18 protein-coding genes and 1 riboswitch are annotated in these 25,398 nt (G+C 63.6%); of the genes, 8 read left to right on the top strand and 10 right to left on the bottom strand.

The features are described from left to right. Positions 1 to 63: 63 nt before the first annotated feature. A riboswitch (cobalamin riboswitch) is annotated at positions 64 to 243 on the bottom strand. A 45-nt stretch (positions 244 to 288) separates the two neighbouring features. The 5 genes from M2320_RS08960 to M2320_RS08940 form a co-directional block, all read right to left on the bottom strand. After that, entirely contained in the window at positions 289 to 2,871 is a 2,583-nt protein-coding gene (locus M2320_RS08960) for a C2 family cysteine protease (protein WP_264596977.1), read from the bottom strand. Positions 2,872 to 3,064: 193 nt separating this feature from the next. Next, entirely contained in the window at positions 3,065 to 4,393 is a 1,329-nt protein-coding gene (locus tag M2320_RS08955) for a PQQ-dependent sugar dehydrogenase (protein ID WP_264596976.1), read from the bottom strand. Further along, positions 4,390 to 4,839: a DUF2231 domain-containing protein gene (locus tag M2320_RS08950; protein ID WP_264596975.1), complete on the bottom strand. Its 450-nt coding sequence runs from the start codon at positions 4,837 to 4,839 to the stop codon at positions 4,390 to 4,392. Before M2320_RS08950 ends, M2320_RS08955 begins: the two co-directional genes overlap by 4 nt. Before the next feature lie 316 nt (positions 4,840 to 5,155). Next, positions 5,156 to 5,938 carry a Crp/Fnr family transcriptional regulator gene (locus M2320_RS08945; protein ID WP_264596974.1) on the bottom strand — a complete coding sequence of 261 codons (783 nt, stop codon included), beginning with the start codon at positions 5,936 to 5,938 and terminating at the stop codon, positions 5,156 to 5,158. 150 nt (positions 5,939 to 6,088) lie between these two features. Next, positions 6,089 to 6,886: an NAD(+)--dinitrogen-reductase ADP-D-ribosyltransferase gene (locus M2320_RS08940; RefSeq protein ID WP_264596973.1), complete on the bottom strand. Its 798-nt coding sequence runs from the start codon at positions 6,884 to 6,886 to the stop codon at positions 6,089 to 6,091. 214 nt (positions 6,887 to 7,100) lie between these two features. On the opposite strand from M2320_RS08940, the gene M2320_RS08935 reads away from it, so the two are divergent. Next, on the top strand, positions 7,101 to 7,760 hold the full coding sequence (locus tag M2320_RS08935; protein WP_264596972.1) for a pyridoxamine 5'-phosphate oxidase family protein: 660 nt from the start codon (positions 7,101 to 7,103) through the stop codon (positions 7,758 to 7,760). A 41-nt stretch (positions 7,761 to 7,801) separates the two neighbouring features. On the opposite strand, the gene M2320_RS08930 is transcribed toward M2320_RS08935, so the two are convergent. Continuing rightward, positions 7,802 to 8,086 (bottom strand): NifU family protein, encoded by a 285-nt coding sequence (locus M2320_RS08930; RefSeq protein WP_264596971.1) that lies wholly within the window; start codon positions 8,084 to 8,086, stop codon positions 7,802 to 7,804. A gap of 364 nt (positions 8,087 to 8,450) precedes the next feature. Here M2320_RS08930 and M2320_RS08925 point away from each other — a divergent pair, with 364 nt between their 5' ends. The 7 genes from M2320_RS08925 to M2320_RS08895 all read left to right on the top strand — a co-directional run bounded on the left by M2320_RS08925 (position 8,451) and on the right by M2320_RS08895 (position 16,222). After that, entirely contained in the window at positions 8,451 to 10,073 is a 1,623-nt protein-coding gene (locus M2320_RS08925) for a sigma-54-dependent Fis family transcriptional regulator (protein ID WP_184427802.1), read from the top strand. Between the two features lie 386 nt (positions 10,074 to 10,459). Then, a complete protein-coding gene (nifH, locus tag M2320_RS08920; protein WP_264596970.1) occupies positions 10,460 to 11,287 on the top strand; it encodes a nitrogenase iron protein in 828 nt (275 codons plus the stop codon). 97 nt (positions 11,288 to 11,384) lie between these two features. Continuing rightward, complete coding sequence (gene anfD / locus M2320_RS08915; RefSeq protein ID WP_264596969.1) at positions 11,385 to 12,959, top strand: nitrogenase iron-iron protein, alpha chain; 1,575 nt, start codon at positions 11,385 to 11,387, stop codon at positions 12,957 to 12,959. Positions 12,960 to 12,968: 9 nt separating this feature from the next. Continuing rightward, positions 12,969 to 13,397: a Fe-only nitrogenase subunit delta gene (gene anfG, locus M2320_RS08910; protein WP_184427805.1), complete on the top strand. Its 429-nt coding sequence runs from the start codon at positions 12,969 to 12,971 to the stop codon at positions 13,395 to 13,397. 10 nt (positions 13,398 to 13,407) lie between these two features. After that, a complete protein-coding gene (gene anfK, locus M2320_RS08905) occupies positions 13,408 to 14,796 on the top strand; it encodes a Fe-only nitrogenase subunit beta (RefSeq protein ID WP_264596968.1) in 1,389 nt (462 codons plus the stop codon). A 116-nt stretch (positions 14,797 to 14,912) separates the two neighbouring features. Beyond that, positions 14,913 to 15,629, top strand: coding sequence for a Fe-only nitrogenase accessory protein AnfO (anfO, locus tag M2320_RS08900; RefSeq protein ID WP_264596967.1), 717 nt, complete (start codon positions 14,913 to 14,915; stop codon positions 15,627 to 15,629). A 5-nt stretch (positions 15,630 to 15,634) separates the two neighbouring features. Next, positions 15,635 to 16,222, top strand: a complete 588-nt coding sequence (locus M2320_RS08895) for a gamma-glutamylcyclotransferase family protein (RefSeq protein WP_264596966.1) — start codon at positions 15,635 to 15,637, stop codon at positions 16,220 to 16,222. 68 nt (positions 16,223 to 16,290) lie between these two features. Here M2320_RS08895 and M2320_RS08890 read toward each other — a convergent pair whose 3' ends face one another. The 4 genes from M2320_RS08890 to M2320_RS08875 all read right to left on the bottom strand — a co-directional run bounded on the left by M2320_RS08890 (position 16,291) and on the right by M2320_RS08875 (position 24,862). Next, positions 16,291 to 16,539 (bottom strand): hypothetical protein, encoded by a 249-nt coding sequence (locus M2320_RS08890; protein WP_184427809.1) that lies wholly within the window; start codon positions 16,537 to 16,539, stop codon positions 16,291 to 16,293. A 233-nt stretch (positions 16,540 to 16,772) separates the two neighbouring features. After that, complete coding sequence (locus M2320_RS08885; protein WP_264596965.1) at positions 16,773 to 17,864, bottom strand: FUSC family protein; 1,092 nt, start codon at positions 17,862 to 17,864, stop codon at positions 16,773 to 16,775. 5 nt (positions 17,865 to 17,869) lie between these two features. Continuing rightward, positions 17,870 to 18,910 carry an HlyD family secretion protein gene (locus tag M2320_RS08880; protein ID WP_264596964.1) on the bottom strand — a complete coding sequence of 347 codons (1,041 nt, stop codon included), beginning with the start codon at positions 18,908 to 18,910 and terminating at the stop codon, positions 17,870 to 17,872. Between the two features lie 213 nt (positions 18,911 to 19,123). Further along, on the bottom strand, positions 19,124 to 24,862 hold the full coding sequence (locus M2320_RS08875; protein WP_264596963.1) for a hypothetical protein: 5,739 nt from the start codon (positions 24,860 to 24,862) through the stop codon (positions 19,124 to 19,126). Positions 24,863 to 25,398: the final 536 nt, after the last annotated feature.

The following is a 25,398-nucleotide window of genomic DNA, read 5'->3' as shown; positions in this document are numbered from 1 at the left end:
ACGCATGTGGGGCGAGAGGATCGCGCGGAACAGCGCGCCCAAACGAGACGCCCCGCCCGTTCAGGTCAATTTTTCGGGACGGCAGGTCTCCTGGCTCTCGGGTCTGGCGCCCGCATCGCCTTCCCGGAGGACTCCAGTGGCGGATGACGCGGACTTCCCGATCACAGTTGCGGGGGCAGCTACGGATTGGCCGTATTCCCTCTTAGCCCCGCTCGCGCAAGGACCGTCCCGATTTTGGTAGGCGCAGACGCCAGCGCTGTCAATGCGGACCCGGGGCCGTAAAACCCGTCAGGCGACGCGCGGCGTTCCCGTGGTGTAAATGAAGCCCACGGAATCCGCGGCGAGATCGGTCAGCCGCGTCGTGAACTCCATCAGCATGTTGGAATTGGCGCCATTGGCGTTCCAGGGGTTGTCGAGCGTCACCGTCCCCGCCGAAACGTCGACGGATTCGACGGCATACATGTGAGAGCCGACCATGTTCCGCGCCGCATCAGCCCTGGTGTCGGACATGATGACGCTCTGGCCGGCCGCCAAAGCGGCGCCGATCGTCGTCAGAATGGCTTGCGCCTGCGCCGCATTGGTGGTTGCGGCCACGCTGATGTAAGTGTCGGATTGCCCGGTGATGGCCTTCAGCCCCCCGTCAAAACCGCCATTGATGGTGGCATAGGCGTTGGTGGCGCCGCTCTGCTCCTGCAATTCGACATAGGCCTTTTCGACGATCGCCGCCCAGATCGAGGAGGAGCCGCCGCCGTCGGCGGCATAGAGGGTCGATCCGTCGGCCTTCCGCTGATAGGCCGGAAGCACTTGCAGGGCATTGTCCACGGTGACGAACACATCCGCGCCGCTCTGCTTGAAATCGACGGTATAGGAGCCGTTGGAATTGGCGGTGATCATGTTCTGCAGGCCGGCGGAATCCTGCTGCGCCATTTCGCCCAGCGCCGCCAGCAAGTAGCAATCGCCGACAAGTCCCTGATTGACCTGGGTGTTGGTCGGCGTCCCGCTCCACAGCGGCCCGGTGTTGGCCGCGTAATGATTGCCGCTGATCAACAGCGGGTTATCGGTTCCGCGAAACCATTTGCCGATCAGCTCACTCACCTGGGTCGCGGACGAGGTCGCCGAGAGATTGCCGAGGGTCGTCGCGGTCGAGGCCCCGCCGGTCCATTTGGCGTTCGCTTTGTTGCCGAGCACGACATTGTCGAAAAGCTGGGTGACCATGGCGGAAGCGGAGGGCCCCGACGCCGTGTTCAGCGCATGCGCGATCGCTTGCAAAGCGGCGAATTTCCCCGCCGACATGCCGCCACTCGCCGAGGCGGTCAGCACGGCGTCGGCCGCCTCAAAGGAGAGATTGGACGACCCGCCCGCCGCCGACAGCGCCGACATCACGGACCTGTAGTCGGTGTCATATTGCGCGGCCCCGCTCAGGCCCAAAGCCGAGAGCTGCGCCGCCGACAGATTGGCGCGCTGCGCCGAAGTGATGGTCGCCTTCTGCGCCGCGCTCACCCCGGACAGGGCGGCGACGGAGAGTTTGGACAGATTGGGCGCCACATAATTGGAAAAATTGTCGATCGACAGCGAGGCCACGTCGGTCTTGGTCAGTCCGGCCATGGCCGAAGACGACAAAGCGGAAATGTCGAGGGCGTCGAAATTGGCGGTCGTCAGCGCCGCGACCTGGGAGGAGGTCAAGGCGCTGACCTGCGCCGCAGCCAGGCCGGACAATTGCGCCGTGGACAAGCCCTTGACCTGCGTCACCGACAGCGAGGCGATCTGGCCGGTCGACAGGCCGTTCAACTGGTCCGCGGAGACGAAGGCCACCTGCTTGGCGGAAAGCCGCGACAGGATGGAGCCGAGCTGCGAAGCGGACAGGCCGGAGACGCCCGCCGCATTCAGGCCGGAAACCTGCGCCGCCGACAGCGCCGACGCATTCAGGGCGGCGCGCTGCGACGTCGACATCCCATTGATCTGCGTCGCCGTCAGATTGGCCTGCTGGAGTTCGGCCATGCCAGAGGCGGACAGGCCGGCGATCTGGGTCGATGTCAAAGCCTTGGTCGCCGCCGCCGAGATCGAGGCGAGGTTCAAAGCTTCGATGTCGTCGCCCGAAAGCCCGGCGATCTGCGTCGCCGTGATCGCCCGATCCTGGATGGACGAAAGCGCCGCCAGCGCATCGGTCGACAGCGCGCCGAGTTGCGCCGCAGTCAGCCGGCCGATCTGCGCCGCCGTCGCATGCGAAACCGTGGCGGTCGAGAGCGACGACAATTGCGAGGTCGACAGGCCCGCGACATTCACCGCCGCAAAGGCCGTGGCGGACAAGCCGTTCAACTGGTCGGCGGACAAAGCGGAAATGGTCCGCGCGGTCAGGCCCGTGACCTGCGCCGCCGTCAGCGTCGACACATTCAAATTGCCGAGCGTCGCCGCGGACAGCCCGTTGATCTGCGCGGCCGAGAGATTGGCCGGCCGCAGCTCGGCCAAGGTTTCCGCCGACATGCCGTTGAGCTGTGCGGCCGTCAGGGCCTTGGTCGCCTGCGCCGAGAGTTTCGACAGGTCCAGCGCCGCCAGCGTCGAACCCGACAGGCCCGCGATCTGCTTGGCGGTGATCGCCTGATCCTGCGCGCTGGAGAGCGAGCCCAGCGCCTCGTCCGAGAGCTCGCCCAATTGCGCGGCGCTCAACTTGCCGATCTGCCCCGCGGTCGCCTCGGCGACCGTGGAGGTCGTCAAAGCCGAAAGCTGCGCGGCGGTCAGGCCGACGAGGCTCATGGCCTGGAAATTCCGGGTCGACAGGCCGTTCAGCTGATCGGCCGAAAGCGCCTGAGCGGCGGCCGTGCTCATCGCGGCGAAGGTCGAAGCCGAAAGCGCGTTCAACTGCGAAATCGTCATCTGCGAAAATTGATTTGGCGTAATCGTCGTCATTGCCAAGGCCGCCAGAGTGAAGGGTGTGTATCAATTCATGCAGACGAGGATTTCCCGTCGCGTTAAGCCACCCAATTCTTTTCGACCCTTCCGGCTAAGACGCCGTTAACCCCACAAAGACAATCACAGCCCTCCCCTCGACTTTACCTTCCGCCAACCTTCACCGCGCCGGCGGCATGACGGCGGCGCTGGCGGTGACGGCGGTGACGCGCCAGACCACATTGCCGACATCGTCGGCCACCAGCAGCGCGCCGCTTTTGTCCAGAGCGACGCCCACCGGCCGCCCCCGCGTCTTGGAATCCTCGGAAACAAAGCCGGTCACCACATCCTGCGGCAAGCCGCTCGGCCGCCCGTTCTGGAACGGGATGAACACGACCTTGTAGCCGACGGGCGGATCGCGGTCCCAACTGCCGTGCTCGCCGATGAACACGCCGTTCTGATATTGGGCCGGCAGGCTGTTGGTCCCGGAAAACGCCAGCCCGAGCGGCGCGACATGCGATCCCAGCCCATAGTCCGGGCGGATCGCCCGCGCCACGAGGTCGGGACGTTGCGGCTGAACGCGCACATCGACGTGTTGCCCCCAATAGCTGTAGGGCCAGCCGTAAAACGCGTTTTCCTGCACGGCGGTGAGATAATCGGGGACGAGATCGGGGCCGATCTCGTCGCGTTCATTGGCGATCGCCCACAGCCGTTTGGTCGTCGGCTCGAAGGCCAGATTGGTCGGATTGCGCAGGCCGCTCGCGTAAATCCGCTTCAGGCCGGTGGCGCGGTCCACTTCCCAGATGGCGGCGCGGCCCTCCTCCGCCCCAATGCCGTTCTCGGTGATGTTGCTGTTCGAGCCGACGCCGACATAGAGTTTTGCGCCATCCGCGCTCGCGGCCAGAGCCTTGGTCCAGTGATGATTGGGCGTCTGCGCCGGCAGATCGGTCACTTTCTCCCCGGGCGCGTCAATGGTTTTTTGGGCGGGGTCATAGGGAAAGCGCAGCAGCGCGTCGGTGTCGGCGACAAAGAGATTGGAGCCGACAAGAACGACGCCATAGGGTGAATTGAGGTGGTCGATCAGCACGCTGCGCTCGCCCGGCCTCCCGTCGCCCTTTGCGGCCCGCAAAAGAATGATGCGCTGGCCGGCCGGCGCCCCGGTCCCGGCGAGCCCCTTGATCTTGCCTTCGATATAATCCTTGACCCGATAGACCGGCGCATGCGGCCCGTTCGATTCCACCACCAGCACGTCGCCGTTAGGCAGCGGATAGACGATGCGCGGATGTTTGAATCCGGTCGCATAGGCCTCGACGCGCAGGCCCTCGGGCACCACCGGCTTCTCGCCCGAAGCCCAGCCGCGCGCCGGCATCACCTTCATCGGCGGCAGCAGATATTGATGCGGCTCCGGCAGTTTGGGGTTTTCGCCATATTGGTCGCGAGGGTCGCCCGCCTGCTCGTTGCAGGAGGCCAGGGCGAGGAGCGCGGCGAGACCGAACAGGGAGCGGATCATGGGCGCCGCTCCAGAGTTTGCCGCGAGGCCGCGCCCCGCGACGCCAGCGACCAGCCCCCGGTCAGGCCGACGGCGACGAGCAGCAGCGTCACCAAAGCGGACAGCGCGATCCCCTCGGGGACGACGGCGGTATAGGCGTCGCGGCTGTGGACGAAGGCGTTGAGCAGGCCGAGCAACGCCGCGAGCGCCAGCCCGGCGAAGCGGGGCCAGGAGACGCGGCCGACCCGGTCGAGCGCCAGATCGAGGGCGAAGGCGAGCGCGGCGAGCAACGCCAGAATGAGGCCGGCCGCCAGCAACCATTGCGACATGTTGTTCCACTGGAACAGCAGCGTGCGCCAATAGAACACGTCGGTGACGAATCCGGCGATCAGCAAGGTCGCGCTGGCCGAGACAAGTCCGGGGTGCAGCAGCGCGCGCGGCCGCCGCGGCGGATCAACCTGGGTCATGTCGGTCTCGCTTTCGTGGGAGGCGTCCGGTTCAGGTCGCAGCACACGACCAGGGCGCGAAAATTGAACTGCCGATTTGCGCGGGCAGTTCCGCAGCCCGAAAAAATTCGGCGGCCGAGTGGATCGGCCGTCGACGCGGATCACTTGGTGAAGAAATAAGTGGGCCGCCCCCGCCCTTCGAGACGCCCGCCAAGGCGGGCTCCTCAGGGTGAGGGCTAATGAATTATTCTATATCGAGAAATCCCTCATGGTGAGGAGGCTGCGAAGCAGCCGTCTCGAACCATGGCGATCGGAACGAGACTTTTTCAGCAGCCTGCTAAGCCTCGGCGATGCGCTTCAGCTTAGCCACATCGAGCAGACGAACCCCCTCGGGCACGACGACGAAGACTTTTTCCCGCGCCAACCGGGCGATGGTGCGACTGACCGTCTCGACCGTGAGGCCGAGATAATCGGCGATATCCAGGCGGGTCATCGGCAGCGGGACATAGACGCATTGACCGTTGAGCCGCGCATAGCGTTCGCGCATCCCGATCAGGAAGGCGGCGACTTTTTCCTCGGCCGAACGTTGACCGAGCACCACCATCTGCTCCTGCGCCAACGTCAATTCCTGGCTGGCGATCTCCATCAGCCGCCGCAGCAGATGAGGCTTGGACATCAGCAAATGCGAGAACGAGGCGCGCGGAAACTGGCAGAATTTGACCGGGCTCACGGCGTCGGCGGTGAACATGTGGGTCGGCGCCAGCGCCAGCCCGAGAAAATCGCCGGGCAAGGCGAAGCCCACCACCTGGCGACGCCCGTCCGGAAGCAGCTTCGCCAGCCGCAGCGCGCCGGAGGTGAGGTTGTAGACGAAGCTCGCCTCGCGCCCCTGCTCGAACAAGGTGGTTTTGGCCGGGGCGCACAGGCTGCGGCCGATTCGCTCCAGCGCCTCGAATTCATCGGGGTCCAGCGCGCCGCAGACGCTGAGCTCCTTGATCGCGCATTCCAGGCAGTCCGGCGCCGCCAGTCCGTTCGGCGGCTTGCAGCCGCACCGATGCGCTTCAGCCCTCGCCTCCGGACGCGACAAAGATCCAAGGGCGCTCTTTTCCCCAATTGCTTCCACGCGAGTCTCCCCGACGCTTGGCCGAAACCGGCGCCTCAATGTTTTTCAAGTGTCTGTTTTCCTGAAGACCTTACCTGGACTTTGATTTAGATCAAGGAGTTTTTGTCCAACTCTCCGTGAGGACCAAGCTGTTCGCGCCGCGCCGGCCGGTCAGGGGGCCGGCGGCTCCAGGGTCACGGGATAATCGCCGCCGATCAACAAAACCTCGCGCTCCGCCCGGAACGGAAAGAAGGCGAGCAGCGCAGTGGCGAACAGGATCTTGCTCAGCGGCGCCTCAACCGAAACGACCAGCGAGCCGAAACAATCCGCCGTGGCGCGATCCGTGGTGAAGGAGCACAGGCTGTTCACCCGCAACAGCCGCATGCCCTCGCGGCGGATGATCTGCTCGCAGGACCGGTCGACGCCGCGATAGAGCCGCAAATGGCTCTGCCCCGGGCAGACGAATTGGCGCAGCGCCCATTGCACATATTCGTAGAGCAGGTCGAGCTGGGCGTAGATGGAATTGTCGTGATAGCCGCTGCCCATATTGTCTTCGACATAGGCCAGCCAGGAGGGGTCCGAGACGTCGACGATCTTTTCCTCGTGATGGACGGGCGGCAGACCGAAGCGGCTATGGGCCCAGCCCTTCAGCACGGCCGCCTCGCGAGACGAACTGTCGCGCTCCCAGCCCAGGAGCAGGCGCACGAAGGAACAGCGGAACGACGCCCCCTTCTTCTTCGGCGCCTCGCGCCATTGTTGCGGCTCCAGGCCGAAGATCGCGGTCATATATTTGGAGAAGGCCTCGCTCGCCTCATCGAGGTCGGCGGCGAGCCCGAGCATTTCGAACAGCGCGGGATTCATCTCGCGCACGCCGGTGATGCGCAATTCGCTCGGCGCGAGCGCATAAGCCGCGGAGGCCAGAAACGCGGTCGGCACGCCGACGAGATTGGGACCGAACGGCGGCGTCATCTTCTCCCCCCCCGCTGGCGCGCGCCAAAATTCTCTCGTTGCCCCCGCAGTCCAACCATGCTCCATCCCCATTCCGCGCCGCCCATTTTTGCGCGTGCGGCAGACGGCGTCCACCGCGACACGGAGACACAGCTGGGCGCCCGCGCGCTCTGGCTCGGATTGTGCTTTGAGATCGAAGTCCTCGCTTCCCGCAAAAGACTTTAGGATGCTTTCCATGACTTCGCCCCATGACGCCGGCGCTCCGAGCGCGCGCACCCGTGTCAATCGCTATCGCCATCTCGCCCATTACGACCGCCCGACCATTGATGCGATTCTTGACGCCATGCCGGTCGCCCATATCGCCTATCTGCACGAGGGCCAGCCGATCGTCACCCCGACGCTGCAATGGCGCGAAGGCGATCGCGTCTATTGGCACGGCGCCCGGCACGGCCGGATGATGCAGGCGACCGAAGGCGCCGATGTCTGCCTCACCGTCTCCATTCTCGACGGCCTGGTGCTCGCCCGCTCCGCCTTCAATTTCAACGTCAACCACCGCTCGGTGATGCTGTTCGGCAAGGCCGAGGCGGTGACCGACCCGCAAGAAAAAGTGCGGCTGCTGACCCGCCTGATCAACAGTTTCGCGCCGGACCAATGGGACAAGCTGCGCCCGGCGACCGACGCCGAACTCAACGTGACCGCGATCCTGTCGCTTCGGATCGACGAGGCTTCGGCCAAGGTCCGCAGCGGCCCGCCCGAGGACAATGAAGACGATTACGCCCATCCGGTCTGGGCCGGCGTGCTGCCGATCAATCTGACGCTCGGCGCGCCCGAACCCGATCCGCGCAATCTTCCCGGCGTCGCCGCGCCCGATCTCTCCGGCTACAAGATCGGCTGAACTCTTGGCGGCGAACTCTGGTTCGCCGCCTCACATCACATTCAAACGGGTCCGGCTTGATCCAGAGCAGGAATCACCGAAACCGGCCCGCCGCCGAGCGCATTCGCCAGTTGCTTGCGCACCCAGCCCAAAGTCTCGTTCGCCGCGCCGCAGCCGACGCAAGCCCCGGACAGCCGCACTTTTACGCGCGGTCCGTCGATCGCGACCAGCGTGATATCGCCGCCATCGGCGCGAAACTTTTTCCGCAAACCTTCGAGCGTTTCGGTGATGATGCGCGCGCGTTCGCCGTCGCTGACGGGCTCGGTTCTGGCGTGGTCCTGGGACATGAAAAACTCCATCGATCCGCGCCGACCGCCGACGCGCCTTGCCCCGATCATCGCAAGAGCCGCGCCATGGCGGCGGGGTCCGGAAAGCCGGGCGCGGCGCGCGCGCCCGATGGACCCAGACGGTCAATTTCACACCAAATGTGCGCGCGCGGTCCATTCGTACGCGCTCCGTGCACCCGCACCGGCGAAATTTACAAAAAGGTACATTGCGCCTTCCGGGTAAATTCGCGCACCCCATTGCGGCTCACAAAACCCTGGCAAAACCCACGAAAAACCGCGCCGCGCCAAACGCACGCGCGCGTGGCCTCACACTTGCTCAACTGAAGCTGCGGCCGGACTCACCCGGCCGAGGCGAGACAGTCCCATGCGCCTTGAAGACCGCGAAACCGCGGACATCGATATCAAAACCTTCGTCGACGAATTCAGCCATTGTTTCACCGGCGAATGCCGCGTCGGCGTGCTGCAAACGCTCTCGCAGATCAGCCGGATCATCACCGCCAGCGCCGATCTCGCGGCCTCGCTGCCGCTGATCCTCGCGGTGATGCGCCAGCAGCTGAAAATGAAGCGCGGCCTGCTCACACTGCGCGACCGCGCCAGCGAGAGCATTTTCGTCCACGACAGCTTTGGCCTGTCCGAGGAGGAAAAGGCGCGCGGCGGCGTGCTGCCCGGCGAGGGCGTCATCGACAAGGCGATCGCCTCGGGCAAAACCCTGATCGCGCGCAGCCGGCGCGGCGCGCGCACGCGCTTCGACACGGAAAAGAAAAGTCGCGCGGAAACCGCCTTCATCTGCATTCCGATCATCCACGCGCAAAAAGTCTTGGGCGCGCTCGCGGCGGAACGCAGTTATTTCAACCCGCGCCTGCGCGACCAGGACGTGGAGATCCTCACCATGATCGCCGCGATGATCGCGCCGGCGGCCGAACTCTATCTGCTGGAAACCCTGGAGAAGGCGCGGCTGGAGCAGGAGAACCGCCGGCTGCGCAACACGCTCGGCGAACGCTTCCGGCCGGACAATATGATCGGCGCCTCAAAATCGATGCAGGACGTTTACGACCTCGTCGAGAAAGTCGCGGCCACCAAGGCGACCGTTCTGATCCTGGGCGAGAGCGGCGTCGGCAAGGAGCTGGTCGCCAACGCCATCCATTTCAACAGCGCGGCGGCCGAGGGCCCGTTCATCAAATCGAATTGCGCGGCTTTGCCCGAGAGCCTCGCCGAAAGCGAATTGTTCGGCCACGAGCGCGGCGCTTTTACTGGCGCGCTAAGCCTGCGAAAAGGAAGTTTCGAGCTTGCCGACGGCGGCACGATTTTTCTCGACGAGGTCGGGGAATTGAGCCTGCCGATCCAGGCGAAACTGTTGCGCATCCTGCAGGAGCGCACGTTCGAGCGCGTGGGCGGCTCCAAGTCGATCAAGATCGATGTGCGCATCATCGCCGCCACCAACCGAAACCTCGCCGAAATGGTCGAGAAAGGCCTGTTTCGCGAAGACCTCTATTACCGGCTCAACGTGTTCCCGATCACCGTGCCGCCGCTGCGCGAACGCGGCAGCGACGTGATCACGCTCGCCGATCATTTCGTCACCACTTACGCCGCCGAGAACAACAAGCCGGTGAAGCGCATTTCGACGCCGGCGCTCAACATGCTGATGAGCTACCATTGGCCCGGCAATGTGCGCGAACTCGAAAACATCATGGAGCGCGCGGTGATCCTGTGCCAGGACGAGGTGATCCACGCCTACGAATTGCCGCCGTCGCTGCAGACATCGAAGGAGAGCGGCACGACGTTCGGCGTCAGCCTCGAATCCAAACTGCATTCGGTCGAATATGAGATGATCGTCGAGGCCTTGAAAAATTCGTCCGGCCATATCGGCGACGCCGCGCGCGAACTCGGTCTGACGCGGCGCATGCTCGGCAAGCGGCTGGAGCGCTACAACCTCAACTACAAGACGTTTCGCGCGGCGAGCGCGAGCGGCGACGACGCCCCGGGCTGAGCAAAAAAATCCAGTTTCGCCCTGCCTCAACCGCCGGCCTCGCGCCGGCGGTTTTTCTTTGCCTCGACCTCGCGCGCAAAATAGACCGCGAGGTAAATTCTTGCCGAATTTACCCGAAGGCAAATCCGCCTCCCGCTCCGCAGTTTCCGCCGGTTTTTACCCCTATGTAAATCTGCAGTCCAATTCACATTCGCGGTCCATCGCGGCGGCTCAAAAGACGCCAAATATCTGACACTTGTCTTTAGAAAACAATGTTTTATTCACACATGACCGTCCCACAAAAAAATCTCACATCCCGGAACGATTATTTCGCCAATACTGGCACACCGGTTGCGATACAGGGTCATGCGATGGCGACGATCGCCAGGCGCGAAAGGAGTTCCCTCATGACCCGCAAGGTTGCGATTTACGGCAAGGGTGGCATCGGCAAATCCACCACCACCCAGAACACGGCGGCGGCGCTCGCCCATTTCCACAACCAGCATATTTTCATTCACGGCTGCGACCCCAAGGCCGATTCCACCCGCCTCATTCTCGGCGGCCAGATGCAGGAAACCGTGATGGACACTTTGCGCATTCACGGCGCGGAAAAGGTCACGGTCGACAAGGTGGTCAAGACCGGCTTCAAGGACATCCGCTGCGTCGAATCCGGCGGCCCCGAGCCGGGCGTCGGCTGCGCCGGCCGCGGCGTCATCACCGCCATCGACCTGATGGAGGAGAATGAGGCCTATTCCGAAGACCTCGACTTCATTTTCTTCGACGTGCTCGGCGACGTGGTCTGCGGCGGCTTCGCCATGCCGATCCGCGACGGCAAGGCGCAGGAAGTCTATATCGTCGCCTCCGGCGAGATGATGGCGATCTACGCCGCCAACAACATCTGCAAGGGCCTGGTCAAATACGCCAAACAGTCCGGCGTGCGCCTGGGCGGGATCATCTGCAACAGCCGCAATGTCGATGGCGAAAAGGAATTTTTGGAGGAGTTCACCTCGGCGATCGGCACCAAGATGATCCACTTCGTGCCACGCGACAACATCGTGCAAAAGGCCGAATTCAACAAGAAGACGGTCACGGAATTCGATCCGAACGTCAACCAGGCGCAGGAGTACAAGGAGCTCGGCCGCAAGATTCTCGAGAACGAGGATTTCGTCATCCCGACTCCGCTCGCCATGCACGAACTCGAAGCCATGGTCGTCAAATACGGCATCTGCGACTGACCTCGCACAGGGAAGCTTCGGCTTCCCTTTCCCCCTCTCCCACCGACCCGTGACCTAGCGACGAACGTCGCGCGCGAAAAGGAAAAAAGGAGGCGTCATGCCTTATCATGAATTCGACTGTTCCAAGGTGATCCCGGAACGCAAGCAGCACGCCGTCGTCAAGGGCGAGGGCGAAGATCTCACCTCCTGCCTGCCGAAAGGCTATCTCAACACCATCCCCGGCTCGATCTCCGAACGCGGCTGCGCCTATTGCGGCGCCAAGCACGTGATCGGCACGCCGATGAAGGACGTGATCCACATCAGCCACGGCCCCGTCGGCTGCACCTACGACACCTGGCAGACCAAGCGCTACATCTCCGACAACAACAATTTCCAGCTCAAATACACATTCGCCACCGATGTGAAGGAAAAGCACATCGTGTTCGGCGCGGAGAGCCTGCTCAAGCAAAACATCCTCGAGGCCTTCGACGCCTTCCCCGAAATCAAGCGCATGACCATCTACCAGACCTGCGCCACGGCGCTGATCGGCGACGACATCAACGCCATCGCCGATGAAGTCATGGCCGAGCGCCCCGACGTCGACATTTTCGTCTGCAACTCGCCGGGTTTTGCCGGCCCCTCGCAATCGGGCGGCCACCACAAGATCAATATCGCCTGGATCAACCAGAAGGTCGGCACGCTTGAGCCGGAGATCACCTCCGACTACGTCATCAACTATGTCGGCGAATACAACATCCAGGGCGACCAGGAGGTGATGCAGGACTATTTCAAGCGCATGGGCATCCAGGTGCTGTCGACGTTTACGGGCAACGGCTCCTACGACGACCTGCGCGCCATGCACCGCGCCCATCTCAACGTGCTGGAATGCGCCCGTTCCGCCGAATATATCTGCGACGAGCTGCGCGCCCGCTACGGCATTCCGCGCCTCGACATTGACGGTTTCGGTTTTCAGGCGCTCGGCGACAGCTTGCGCAAAATCGGCCTGTTCTTCGGCATCGAGGAGCGCGCCGAAGCCATTATCGCCGAGGAAACCGCGCGCTGGAAACCCGAACTCGACTGGTACGCCGCGCGCCTGAAAGGCAAGAAAGTCTGCCTGTGGCCGGGCGGCTCCAAACTGTGGCACTGGGCCAACGCCATCCAGGAGGAAATGGGCGTCAAGGTCGTGTCGGTCTACACCAAATTCGGCCACCAGGGCGACATGGAAAAGGGCATTGCCCGCGCCGGCGTCGGCACTCTGGCGATCGACGATCCCAATGAGCTCGAAGGCCATGAAGCGCTGGAGACTCTGAAGCCCGACGTGATCTTCACCGGAAAACGTCCCGGCGAAGTCGCCAAGAAAAAGCGCGTGCCCTACCTGAACGCCCACGCCTACCACAACGGCCCCTACAAGGGTTTTGAAGGCTGGGTGCGCTTCGCCCGCGACATCTACAACGCCGTCTATTCGCCGATGCACCAGCTGTCGGGGATCGACATTTCCAAGGACGATTACGCGACCGACAAGGGTTTTGTGACGCGCCGCATGCTGTCCGACGCCAACCTGCCCGAAGCCGACCGCGCCTCGCCGCTGACCGGCTACACCGGCCCATTCGACCCCATCGCCGCCCTGCGCGCCAAGACGGATGCGGACTATCCGCAGTTCGAGCGCAAGACCTCCACCCAAGCCGCCGAGTGAGGATTTGATATGGCCGGTTTCAAGAAGGAAAAGCCCGCTTCGCGCGCCAATTATCCCAAGCTCTACGCCTCCGATCCGCTCGCCGGTTTCGACGAGGCGACGCGCGAAAAAGTCTCCGCCATGGAGGACTACATCATGAAGAACTGCCTGTGGCAATTCAACTCGCGCGGCTGGGACCGCCGCAAGCAGAACGAAGGCATTCTGGGCAAGACAACAAAACTGCTGGTCGGCGAGGAGGTCGAGAACGAGACGCCGCTGGAGAAATGCTACTGGGTCGACGCGGTCCTGCTGTCGCGCGCCTTCCGCGCGCGCTGCGCCTGGCTCGCCGGCATGGGCAAGGACGAGGTCCAGGCGCTCATGAAAATCCTGCACGCGCGCATCGACTGGCTCACCATCGACGGCTCTTTGAACGAAGAGCTGACCGTCCAGAATTATTGAGGATCACGCCATGAACTGCGAAGTCAAAGTCAAGGACCGGATTGGCACGATCAATCCCATCTTCACCTGCCAACCCGCCGGCGCGCAATATGTCTCGATCGGCGTCAAGGACTGCATTGGCCTGGTCCACGGCGGCCAGGGCTGCGTGATGTTCGTCCGCCTGCTGATCTCCCAGCATCTCAAGGAGAATTTCGAGATCGCCTCGTCCTCGCTGCACGAGGACGGCGCGGTGTTCGGCGCCTGCGGCCGCGTCGAGGAAGGCGTGGACGTGCTGCTGTCGCGCTATCCGCATCTCAAGGTGATCCCGATCATCTCCACCTGTTCGACGGAAGTGATCGGCGACGACATCGACGGCGTCATCACCAAGCTCGAAGAAGGTTTGCTCGCGGAAAAATATCCCGACCGCGAAGTGCATCTGCTGCCGATCCACACGCCGTCCTTCGTCGGCTCGATGGTCACGGGCTATGATGTCGCCGTGCGCGATTTCGTCAAAAAATTTGCGCGGAAAGGGCCGTCAAACGGCAAGATCAATTTCATCACCGGCTGGGTCAATCCCGGCGACGTCACCGAGCTGAAGTCGCTGCTCAAGGAGATGGACATCGACGCCACCGTGCTGTTCGAGATCGAGAGCTTTGACAGCCCGATCATGCCCAATGGCGATGAGGCCTCGCACGGCAACACCACCATCGAGGACCTTGTCTCCACGGGTTCGGCGACCCACACATTCGTGCTCAACCGCTACGAGGGCGGCAAGGCCGGGCAATTCCTGGAGAAGAAATTCAAAATCCCGGCAATTGTCGGCCCGACGCCGATCGGCATCCGCAACACCGACACGCTGCTGAAAAAACTCTCGGAGGCGACGGGCAAGCCGATCCCGGAATCTTTGGTGCGCAAGCGCGGCGTCGCGCTCGACGCCATCACCGATCTCGCCCACATGTTCCTCGCCGACAAGAAAGTGGCGATCTACGGCAATGCCGATCTGGTGATCGGCCTCGCCGAATTCTGCCTCGACCTGGAGATGAAGCCGCAATTGCTGCTGCTCGGCGACGACAATTCCGGTTACGTCGACGACCCGCGCGTCAAGGCCTTGCAGGAGCATGTCGACTATCCCATGGAGATCGTCACCAACGCCGATTTCTGGGACCTCGAGGATCGCATCAAGAACAAGGGCCTCGAGCTCGATCTGATCCTCGGCCATTCCAAGGGCCGCTTCGTCTCGATCGACTACGACATCCCCATGGTGCGCGTCGGCTTCCCCACTTACGACCGCGCCGGGCTCTATCGCTATCCCGTGGTCGGCTACGGCGGCGCCACCTGGCTCGCCGAGCAGATGGCCAATGCGCTGTTCACCGACATGGAGCACAAGAAGCGCAAGGAATGGCTGCTCAACGTGTGGTGACAATGGCGGGCGCGCTGCGCCCGCTTTTTCGGTCGCCCTCATGGTGAGGAGCCCGCTTGAGCGGGCGTCTCGAACCACGAGGGCGGTCCACGGGAGCCTATTCCGGGAGAGCCGTCATGAAAATCATCGTCCATGTCGATGCGCGCGACGAGATCGCCGACGTCCAGACGCCGGGAACCCTGCGCCTCCACGAAAAAACCGCGGACGGCTGGCGCGTGAGCGACGAGACCGCCTTCGCCCTTTCCGAAAGCGCCGACCTCGCCGCAATCCAGAGCCTTTTGCGCGGCATTGTCGCGCGGTTTGGCGCCGGCCACGCCTTCGTCTCCGGCGCCAATCGCGGCCTGGTTTACTCGCTTCTGCAAGAAGCGGGCTTTCGCGTCTGGAAGGCGCGCGGCCCGCTCGCCGCGCTCGATCTCGACGCCTTTGCAGAACGCGACGCGGAGCTGGCGCGCGTGCGCGAAATCGAAGCGCGCGACCGCGCCTTTGTCGCACTATTCTCCACGCCCGGCGGCTGCAGCGCCAATGAGGGCAGCCCGACCCGCAAGCGCCGCACGCCGGAAGCCGTCGACGCCGTGCATACGCTGGCCGAAAGCCTGCCCGAGGGACGTCTGCGCATCGACCTCGAAGCCGTATTCGCTCGCTATCGCGACGCCAATTCGGTGGACGTGCTGGAGCCGATCCTGGAGGCCCGCCGTTTTAAAACGCTGGAAATTTTCTGCGATCACCTGCCGCGCTGGTTTGCGGCCAAAATCGCGGCGCTGGGGCTGGCGGCGGAGATCGCGCCGCGCGGCGCCGGCGTGCGCGCCCTCGTCACACCCGTCGCAAAGGGATAGATCTCATGGCTGACATCAAGGACATCGGCGTCGACCTTTCGAGCCGCGAAGACGTCATTTTCTTCGCCTATGGCGGCGCCATGGACGAAGCGCAAATCTCCGGGCGCTGCGGCGCCCTGCCGGAATGGATCGCGGTGGCGCGCCTCGCCGATTACGCGCTGGCCTTCAACGGGCGCGACGAACGCTGGGACGGCGGCGAGGAGACGCTGCTGCGCCATCCCGGCGCGGAGGTCTGGGGCGTGGTGTGGAAAATTCCCGCCAAGGCGTTCGACCGGCTCGACGCCTGGCAGGGGGTGCGGCTCGACGGAACCGGCGCCTATTTCCATTCGCCGGTCACGGTGACGACGCCCGACGGCGACGAGATTTTGGCGCTCGCCTATCGCAAGACCGATCTCGGCGCCGAGACCCCGCCGAGCGCGCCCAATCTCGCCCGTATCGCCACGGCGGCGCGCCGGCATGGCCTGCCCGCGCCTTATCTCGCCCAATTGGAGGCGCGGCCGAGCGTCGCGGCCAGCGGTCCGGTGCCGCGCGCCGCCCGCGCCGACCGTTTTCTCACCAATGCGTCGGACCTCGGTTACTCCTGCGCCTGCTGAAGCGCAAACGCCGACGCCCACAGGAAAAAAACGCCGCGCCTTTCGCGCGGCGTTTTCGTCAGCGCGTCTCAGGCGCTTTCCTGAACGGCCACCAGCATCAGGTTCGGCGTGTTGCGCACCGCGCGCAGATCGGCGACGCGGTCCTGCATGGCGCTGACCAGATGGTCGACGCCGCGCTCCAGCGAATCCGGACGCAGGCCTGTCGCGGTCAGCGCATCGACGGCGCTTTCCACCAGCATGAAGGCGATGGCCTCGGAGCCGCAGCCTTCAAGGCGCATGGCGGCGACGCAGGTGTTGAGAAGGGTTTCTGCACGCATGACAGTCTCCTGTGTGAAGGGATCGAGATTGATCTTTTCGGGGGAAACGGCTCATGCCGTGTCGGACGCCGCAGCGTCAGGCGAAAAAGAGGCGCCGCTTTGAATAGAGCAAGAGCCGGGCCAGAAACGCAAGCTGAAAAAATCGAGGAAAAAGCCCCACCGGTCGATGGCGGCGACGGCGGCGCGTTCTTTTGCGAACCTTGTCACACGTAAATTTACCTGGGAGGGACATTTCAATCCCGCGGCCTCATTTTTGGGCGCCCCAGAAGGGCGATCACCGCCGGGGCGACCAAGGGCGCAAGCACCGCCTGCGCCGCCGCCGCGACGATGATTCCACCGATAATGCCGACCAGCCGGTCGATGGCGGGCAGCAGGGTCTCGGACGGCGCCTGGCCCTGGACCATCGCCAGGAGGATGGCGATTCCGGCCTGCTGTCCGCTTTCGGACGCCTCCCCCATGGCGTGCTTCACATGGCAGGCCAGATAGAGGCCGACGAACAGCAGGACGAGCCACAACGCCAGTTCGTCGTCGACGAAATGCATGCACCAGAGGCCGTAGAGCCCACCTAAAAAGCAGCCGGCGAGCCGGTTGAGCGCCTTCATCAAGGGTTGGCGCCGCATCGCTGCGAGAATGATGAAAGCGGTGATCGGCGTCTGGCTCAGGCCGGGGAGCTGCAGCGTCTCCCAGATGATGGGAATGCTGGCGGCGGCGAGCCCGCCCGTCACCGCCGTCGCCAGCAGTTCCGCATCGACGGGCGCGGCGAAGATCCCCGGCTTGTCCTGAACGGGAGCGGGCGCGTCGTCCGGCGCGGCGATCAGTTCGACCAGATAGGTGACGCTCACCCCGGTGATCACTTCGAGGGCGCGGTTGACCGCGATGTCGAATGCGGCGTGCGGCGTCTCGAGCGCGCCGAACATCACCAGAATGACCGTGATCGCGCCGAGCAGCGCCGCATAGGCGCGCCGGCTGCGCTCCGCCCCATAAATGCCGAAGGCGACGGCGCCGGCGACGATCGACAGGAAGATCAGGTGATCGCCGACAAAACCGGCGCCGAAATAGCCGACGGCGGCGCCGACCATGGTGCCGAGGGAACGATCGACGCTGCGCGCAAAAGTCGCGGACAGATCGGCCTGGACGATGGCGACCGCCGTGATCCCCGCCCAATACGGGCTTTCCAGATGGAGCATCATGGCGGCGAGCACGGCCGCGACGGTCGCCAGCGCGGTGCGGAAGGCGAGATTCGCCGTCGGACCGGACACCGAGAGCGCGGCCAACTCGTCACCGATCGCTTTGGCCAGGCGTGAGGCGGCGTCAGCTCCAGCCATCGCGCTTACGGAAAAATCAGGATGCGCGCGTCCGCGCCCATGAACAGCGGGACCTCGGACGCGGGATCGAAGGACAGCGTCACCGGAATGCGGCGCGACAGCCGAATCCAGTCGGTGGTGGGCGCGACATAGGGCAGCAGGCGTCCGGCCTCCGGATTGCGCGAGACGCCGCGCCCGACGCTGGCGACGCGCGCCGGAAACAGCCGCCAGGGGTGGCTGTCGAGCCAGATCCAGGCGCGCATGCCGGGCTGAAGGCGGGAGGCCACATATTCCTTGAAATTCGCCACCACCCGCCAGCGCGTGTCATCGACAATGCCGATCAGGGGAACGCCGACCTTGGCGAAGTCGCCCGGCCGCAAAGACAGATTGGTGACGTAGCCGGGGACCGGCGCGGTGAGACGGGTCCGGGACAAGCGATAGCGGTCGAGCGCCAGTTCGGCCCGCGCGATCTCCACCGCCGCCAGCGCCGCGGCGACTTCGCCGGCGTTGACCTGCAGCCTCGCCTCGATCTCCGCGACGGCGTCGAGCGACTTTTGCCGCGCGGTCACGGCGCGGTCGAGCGACACCTGGGCGACGACGCGATCATTCACCAAAGCCGAGGATCGCTCATAATCTTTTTTCGCCAGCGTGATGCCGGCGCGGGCGGCGTCGAGGTCGGCCGCAAGCACCCGCGCCTTCTCCTGCTTGGCCTTGGCCACGCTGGCGGCCTCATCGATGCGTTTCTGGGTGAGCTCGGCGGCCAATTCAAAGGGTTGCGGGTCGATCGCGGCGAGCGGCGCGCCAGCCGCGACTTTCTGATCGTTGGCGACATCGACGCGAACGACGACCCCGGCCACTTCCGGCGCCACTTCGACGAAATCCGAACGCACATAGGCGTCTTCGGTATAGGCGACGAACTGGCCGGGGGCGAAATACAGAAAGGCGATCACGGCCGCGACGCCAGCGGCGACCCAGCGCCGGCGTCGAACGCCGGGCGGCTTCGGTTGATCTTGCGCGTCGGGTGCGGCGTCGGAGGTCACAGGGCTGCGGCTCAAAAGATCGAACATTTGCGCGCGGAAGACGGGCCTGCCGCCGGAGGATGCGCTCAAAAGAAGAGTCTATCCCGGCGGCGCCAGACCTGTCACCGGTCGCCCGCAAATTTCGCACGCAGAGCGATCGCTTTGCAACCTTAAGGGGAAGTCAGCAAAGGGATGTGAGAGCGGAGGAGGCGCACATAACGAAGGCCTCCTCCCTTGTTTCAACGAGGCCTCGCCCGTTGCTCAGACGTAACCAATCAGCGTTTCCGTTGCGCTGGAGGTCAGCGAGAAGTGGCTCGCGTCCGAAACTCCGAAGAACGAGAAGTGGGCGACGTTCGAACCATTGGTCAGCGTCAAGACATTGCTCGAGAAGCTCGAAGTGGTTCCTGTCCCGAAGCCCTTGACGTCGATGAGATCGTTGATCGCCCAGCCACTGATCGTGCCGGCAAAGGTCGTCGCCGCAGCCGCGCCGAAGACAAGTTCGTTCGTTCCACTCAGATAAAGCGTCTGCCCGGAACCGACGCTTGAATCGAACTCGGTGATCGCGCCGGCTGCGCCGTATCCGTACAGGCTGAAATAACCATTTCCAGTAACGGCGCTGCTGATGATCGCGTCGCCGTAATTTTGGAAATATCCGTTGTTGACGATGCCGCTCGAGGCGGAAATTGTCGTCGGCGAAGGAGAATAGGATGACCCGATGCTGATGGTGTCGCCAGAGCCATTGGTGAGGGTCCCGCCGACGCTGAGGCTCGAACCCGCCGTCGTCGGACCGCTGCTGCTATCCAAAGAGATGTAGCCGGAGTTGGTGAAGGCGCCGGCCGTGGCCACAGCGACCCCATTGTTGAAATAGAGACTTCCGCTGTTCGTGGCCAGTCCCTTGAGCGCGCTGTTCGATGTCAGCGCGCCCGCGTCGGCGACGAAGGCGTTGGATCCGTCGAGCGACAGCGACGCCCCGGCCGCGATGGTGGTGACCTGACCGCTGGCGAACTCCACCAGCGCATTGCCGGAAAGGTTCACCTGGCCGCTCAGGACGCCGGCGCTGCCAAATCCGGCGGCGCCGGTGATGTTGAGCAGGGCCCTCGCCGCCGACGAAGAGCCGCCTGTGAGGGTGATCGTTCCGGTATTGGCGAGGCCGGTCGCCGTCACCGTGTCCGATTTCGTGAGGCTTGAATAGTAACCAATCGACAAATTGTTTTTATTGGTCAGGACTCCGCCAATCGTCAAGCTCGTTCCCCCGACGCTGGTCCCGTATTGGTTGTAGTCAAGATAGATATTGCTGTTGTTGACCAGGCCTGCGCTTGTCGCGATGGAGCCGTTGTTGAGATAGAGACTTCCGCTGTTCGTCGCCAGCCCCTTGAGGGCGCTGTTCGACGTCAGCGCGCCCGCGTCGGCGATCAACGCGCTCGGGCCGTTCAGCGTCAGCGTCGCGCCGCTTGCGAGGGTGGTGATCTGCCCGCTGGCGAACTCCACCAAGGAATTTCCGGAAAGGCTCACCTGGCCGCTCAACACGCCGGCGGTCCCGAATCCGGCGGCGCCGGTGACATTCAGCAAGGCCTGCGCCGAAGAGGAAGCGCCGCCCTGGAGGGTGATCGTTCCGGTGTTGGCGAGGCCGGTCGCGGTCACGATGTCCGAGCTCATGAGGCTTCCAGCGCCGACGCGCAAACCGCCGTTGTTGGTCAGAACTCCGCCGACCGTGAGGCGCGTCCCGCCGATCAGGCCGGAGGAGTATCCATTATCGAGGTTGACGTAACCGGCGCTGGTATTGGTCAGACCGGCGGTTGTCGTGACGACCGCGCCGGTATTGAGATTGAGATTTCCGCTATTTGACGCCAATCCCTTGAGCGCGCTGTTCGACGTCAGCGCGCCCAGGTCGGCGACGAAGGCGCTTGGGCCGTTGAGCGTCAGCGACGCTCCGTTCGCGAGAGTGGTGATCTGCCCGCTGCCGAACTCCACCAACGCATTTCCAGAAAGGTTCACCTGACCCTTCAACACGCCGGCGGTTCCAAAGCCGGCGGCGCCGGTGACGTTGAGCACGGCCTGCGCCGACGCCGAAGAGCCACCTGTGAGGGTGATATAGCCGGTGTTCGAGAGGCCGGTTGCGGTCAGCACGTCCGATTGCGCCAAGCCTGCAGAGCCGACGGACAGATTGCCGATATTGGTCAGGACGCCGCCGAGCGTCAGGCGCGTTCCCCCAACGACGGGCGTCCCGTAGGAATATGAGCCGCCATCAAGAGAGAGATAACCGTTGCTCGCGTTGGACAGGCCCCCGGTCGTCGTGACGGCGACACCGTTGTTTAAGTAGAGACTTCCGTTGTTCGTGGCCAAGCCCGCGAGCGCGCTGTTTGACGTCAGCGCGGCGGCGTCGGCGATACGCGCGCTCGGCCCGTCGAGCGTCAGCGAGGCCCCGCTCGCAATTGTGGTGATCTGCCCGCTGGCGAACTCGACCATGGCGTTTCCGGTCAGGCTCACCTGGCCGCTCAAAACGCCAGCCGTCCCGAAGCCGGCGGCGCCGGTGATATTGAGCAAGGCCTGCGCCGACGGGGAAGCGTCGCCTGTGAGGGTGATGGTCCCGGTGTTGGCGAGGCCGGTCGCGGTGACGGAATCCGCGTTCGTCAGAGTCCTGGTGTCGATAGACAGGCTGCCGTTGTTGGTCAGGACTCCGCCAAGCCCCAGCCTCGTCCCGCCGGAGCCGCCGGAATAATTGTCGAGTTGGATACGGCCGGCATTGGTCAGGCCCGCGGTCGTGGTGACGGCGACGCCATTGTAGAGGTAAAGATTCCCGCCATTATTGGTCAATCCCTGGAGCGCGCTGTTCGACGTCAGAGCGCTCGCGTCCGCGATGAAGGCGCTGGACCCGTTGAGAGTCAGCGACGCTCCGCTCGCGATGGTGGCGATCTGCCCGCTGGCGAACTCCAGCACCGCATTTCCGATGAGGGTCACCTGGCCGCTCAACACGCCGGTGGTCCCGAAGCCGGCGGCGCCGGCGACGTTCAGCAAGGCCGTCGCCGACGATGAAGCGCCGCCTTGGAGGAGGAGGCTCCCGGTGTTGGCGAGGCCGGTCGCGGTCACTGTATCCGAATTCGTGATGTTGCTGTTGCCGATATTCAAAACACCTCTATTCGTAAGAACTCCACCAACCGCCAATTTCGAACCGCCGTTGCCGAAGTAGTACGTGTAATATGGATATCCATAAGAATTTTGTGGTGTGCAATCGACATAGATATAACTTGAGTTATTGTTGGTCAGACCCGCGGCTGTCGTGACGGTAGCGCCGTTTTGGAGGAGGAAATAGCCGCTATTGGTCGCCAATCCCTTGAGCGCGCTGTTCGACGTCAGCGCGCCGGCGTCGGCGATGAAGGCGTTCGCGCCATCAAGCGACAGCGTCGCCCCGCCTGCGATGGTGGTGATCTGCCCGCTGGCGAACTCCACCAACGCATTTCCGGAAAGGTTCACCTGGCCGCTCACCGCGCCAACGGTCCCAAGGCCCGCGGCGCCGGTGATGTTGAGCAAGGCCTGCGCCGACGAGGACGCGCCGCCTGCGAGGGTGATATAACCCGTATTGGCGACTCCGGTCGCGGTCACGATGTCGGAGTTCGTCAGGCTCGCAGTGCCGACAGACAAACTGCCTCTGTTGGTCAGGACGCCCGTAATCGTCAGGCGCGTCCCGCCAATCTGCCCGGACGAATATTGACTGCGATCAAGGTTGATGGAACCGGAGGCGTTGTTGGTCAGGCCCGCGGCGGTCGTGACAATTGCGCCTGTGTTGAGCGTGAGATATCCGCTGTTCGCAGCCAATCCCTTGAGCGCGCTGTTCGAGGTCAGCGCGCCCGCATCGGCGACGAAGGCGCTCGGCCCATTGAGCGTCAGCGACGCCCCGCTCGCGATGGCGGCGATCTGACCGCTGGCGAATTCCAGCAAGGAATTTCCGGAAAGGGTCACCGAACCGCTCAACACCCCAGCGGTTCCGAAGCCGGCGGCGCCGGTGACATTGAGCAAGGCCTGCGCCGACGAGGACGCGCCGCCTGTAAGGATGATGCTCCCGGTGTTGGCGAGGCCGGTCGCGGTCACGATATCCGATTGCGCCAGGCTTGCGGAGCCGACGGACAAACTGCCGGCATTGGTCAGGGCTCCGCCAAGCGTCAGGCGCGTCCCCCCGTTGAGGAGAAGCCCCCCGTACGCGGGAGCATTGGCGTCGAGGGAGATCGAGCCCCTGCTCGTGTTGGTCAGACCGGCGGCTGTCGCAACGACGGCGCCGTTGTTGAGAGAGAGATATCCGTTGTTCGTGGCCAATCCCTTGAGCGCGCTGTTCGACGTCAGCGCGCCCACGTCGGCGACGAAGGCGCTCGGCCCGTTGAGTGTCAGCGAGGCCCCGCTCGCGATGCTGGCGATCTGCCCGCTGGCGAACTCAACCAATGCATTTGCGGTCAGGTTCACCTGTCCGCTCAGCACGCCAGCCGTCCCGAAGCCGGCGACGCCCGTGATGTTAAGCACGGCCTGCGCCGTCGGGGACGCGCTGCCTGTGAGGGAGATTGTGGCGTTGTTGACGAGGCCGGTCGCGGTCACGGTGTCGGTCCCGGTCAGCGCCGAACTCCCGATTGAGAGATAGCCCGAATTGGTGAGGACGCCGCCGATGGTCAGTTGCGATTTGCCGCCATATTGGCCGCCGTAGCCATTCGCGTCGCCAGTGTCGAGATAGACAGACCCCAGGATGGCGAGGGAGCCTGTCGTCGTGACTGTCGTCCCCTTGCTCAGCGAAAACGATCCGGTGACCGTGCGCAAACCCGCCAACGCGCTATTGGCGCCCGGCGAGGCGTTGGCGGTATTGACAAACGCGTAGGCGCCGCTCAGCGAGAGCCATCCCTGGATTGTCGAAATCTGGCCGCTCGCGAACGTGACGCCGGCGTAGCCCGAAATTGACACGGAGCCGGTTTCCACCCCCGCCGCGCCGAAGCCGGCCGCGCCCAGGACGCTCAGGTTCATCAGATATGCGCTGGTCGGGCCCGACGTCAGCGAAATATATCCCGAACTGGCGTTGGAAAGTCCATTCACCGTGACCACCGTCGTCCGGCTGAGCGAACCGGAGCCAAAGCTCAAGCCGCCCGTATTGGTCAAAACACCATTGATCCGGAGAGTGGATCCGCCGCCGGAACCGTTCTCCACGTTGATATGACCCGTGTTGACGAGATTGCCGCCAATGACCACTGCGGAGCCTGGCGCGTTGATATTTGCGGAGCTGACCTCCAAGACTCCAAGATTGGTGAGTCCGGCGCTGGTCGTCAGATTCGCGCCATTATCCAGCATGAGCGTGCCGGCGTTCAGGTTCAGGCCCGTCAGAGCGCTATTCGACGTCAAGGATCCGGCGAGGGCGATGTGGGCGTTCGCACCATTCAAGGCGAGCATCGAATTCGCATCGAGGCCGGTGATCCCGCCGCTGGCGAATGCGACGGTCGAGTAGCCGGAGAGGCGCACCATGCCTTCCACCAGGCCCGCCGCACCGAAGCCCGCAGCTCCGGTCACATTGACAAGCATGGTGGAGGTCGCGGCCGTTCCACCCGAGACCTCCAGGTCGCCGTTGATATTGACCAGCCCTGCGACGGTCACGGTGTCCGATTTCGACAATGAATTATTGTAGGCGCCCAACAACGCGACGCCCGTATTGGTCAGCAGGCCGCCAATGGTCAGGTTCGAGCCGCCGTTGCCGGCGCCTGCGTCGAGCCTCAGCACGCCATTGTTGATCACCCCGGTTGTCACGGCGCCCGATCCCGCATTGATGAAATCGAGCTGAGCGGCATTGCGGAGCGACGCCACCGCGATCGCCGAGGTCACCACGGCCTCGCCTTGCAAAATCACGCAATCCGAGGTCGTGATCGGAACGCCAGCGCTCCAATACGCGGCCGTGTTCCAATTCGCGATGGCGGGGCTTGTCCAAGAGTTGGTGGCCATAGTCGCTTCTCCTGCCGCGCTCCGGCGGCCTTCAAACATTTAAAGCCGCTGAATACAGGTCCGCATGTCCGAAAATTTTTTCCTTCTCATTCTGAGTTTTACTCGGTTTTAAAAAAACAAATTAAATATTTTGCATGCAAAATTTTATTAACGACGATACCCATAAAACATTCTGATATAAAATAGAAACAACCAACCTGGTTTACTCTGAGTTGCCTTAATACACAATACAGTAGTACCCAAGTCAAGACTGAACTCTCTCGAGAAAATTACGTAGGGATGACACCTGCTATAGATGCGAACGCTCAGTCGCCGACAGCGAACTCGCGACCCCGCTGACCTGTGGCGGCTCCATCCACCTTTTCGTCGAACTTCTAGCCGACTCGCGCGGTTTGCAGGCGCGACCGGATCTCGCGCGTTGGCGGACATAGGCTCAAAGCTCGCTCCGACGGGCGGAAGGAGCGGCGGAAGATCGGCGACAAAGCGAACCCGGCGTTCAACGGCTAACGCAAGCCCCATCATTCGCCGATGCGCCACCCTGAGGGTCTCGCTCGATGGCGCTGACGCCCTTGCGG

This window comes from Rhodoblastus acidophilus (assembly GCF_025961575.1).
GTDB lineage: Bacteria > Pseudomonadota > Alphaproteobacteria > Rhizobiales > Beijerinckiaceae > Rhodoblastus > Rhodoblastus acidophilus_C.
Note: the sequence above shows the minus strand (reverse complement) of the source record. Positions and strands in the feature narration are given on the sequence as shown.

What these genes read in the sequence shown, in the direction of transcription:
- M2320_RS08935 (WP_264596972.1), top strand. Translation starts at nt 7,101, where the DNA reads ATGACTTCGCCCCATGACGCCGGCGCTCCGAGCGCGCGCACCCGTGTC.
- nifH (WP_264596970.1), top strand. Translation starts at nt 10,460, where the DNA reads ATGACCCGCAAGGTTGCGATTTACGGCAAGGGTGGCATCGGCAAATCC.
- M2320_RS08930 (WP_264596971.1), bottom strand. Translation starts at nt 8,086, where the DNA reads ATGTCCCAGGACCACGCCAGAACCGAGCCCGTCAGCGACGGCGAACGC.
- M2320_RS08875 (WP_264596963.1), bottom strand. Translation starts at nt 24,862, where the DNA reads ATGTTTGAAGGCCGCCGGAGCGCGGCAGGAGAAGCGACTATGGCCACC.
- anfD (WP_264596969.1), top strand. Translation starts at nt 11,385, where the DNA reads ATGCCTTATCATGAATTCGACTGTTCCAAGGTGATCCCGGAACGCAAG.
- M2320_RS08925 (WP_184427802.1), top strand. Translation starts at nt 8,451, where the DNA reads ATGCGCCTTGAAGACCGCGAAACCGCGGACATCGATATCAAAACCTTC.
- anfK (WP_264596968.1), top strand. Translation starts at nt 13,408, where the DNA reads ATGAACTGCGAAGTCAAAGTCAAGGACCGGATTGGCACGATCAATCCC.
- anfG (WP_184427805.1), top strand. Translation starts at nt 12,969, where the DNA reads ATGGCCGGTTTCAAGAAGGAAAAGCCCGCTTCGCGCGCCAATTATCCC.
- M2320_RS08895 (WP_264596966.1), top strand. Translation starts at nt 15,635, where the DNA reads ATGGCTGACATCAAGGACATCGGCGTCGACCTTTCGAGCCGCGAAGAC.
- M2320_RS08885 (WP_264596965.1), bottom strand. Translation starts at nt 17,864, where the DNA reads ATGGCTGGAGCTGACGCCGCCTCACGCCTGGCCAAAGCGATCGGTGAC.
- anfO (WP_264596967.1), top strand. Translation starts at nt 14,913, where the DNA reads ATGAAAATCATCGTCCATGTCGATGCGCGCGACGAGATCGCCGACGTC.
- M2320_RS08950 (WP_264596975.1), bottom strand. Translation starts at nt 4,839, where the DNA reads ATGACCCAGGTTGATCCGCCGCGGCGGCCGCGCGCGCTGCTGCACCCC.
- M2320_RS08960 (WP_264596977.1), bottom strand. Translation starts at nt 2,871, where the DNA reads ATGACGATTTCGCAGTTGAACGCGCTTTCGGCTTCGACCTTCGCCGCG.
- M2320_RS08890 (WP_184427809.1), bottom strand. Translation starts at nt 16,539, where the DNA reads ATGCGTGCAGAAACCCTTCTCAACACCTGCGTCGCCGCCATGCGCCTT.
- M2320_RS08955 (WP_264596976.1), bottom strand. Translation starts at nt 4,393, where the DNA reads ATGATCCGCTCCCTGTTCGGTCTCGCCGCGCTCCTCGCCCTGGCCTCC.
- M2320_RS08940 (WP_264596973.1), bottom strand. Translation starts at nt 6,886, where the DNA reads ATGACGCCGCCGTTCGGTCCCAATCTCGTCGGCGTGCCGACCGCGTTT.
- M2320_RS08880 (WP_264596964.1), bottom strand. Translation starts at nt 18,910, where the DNA reads ATGTTCGATCTTTTGAGCCGCAGCCCTGTGACCTCCGACGCCGCACCC.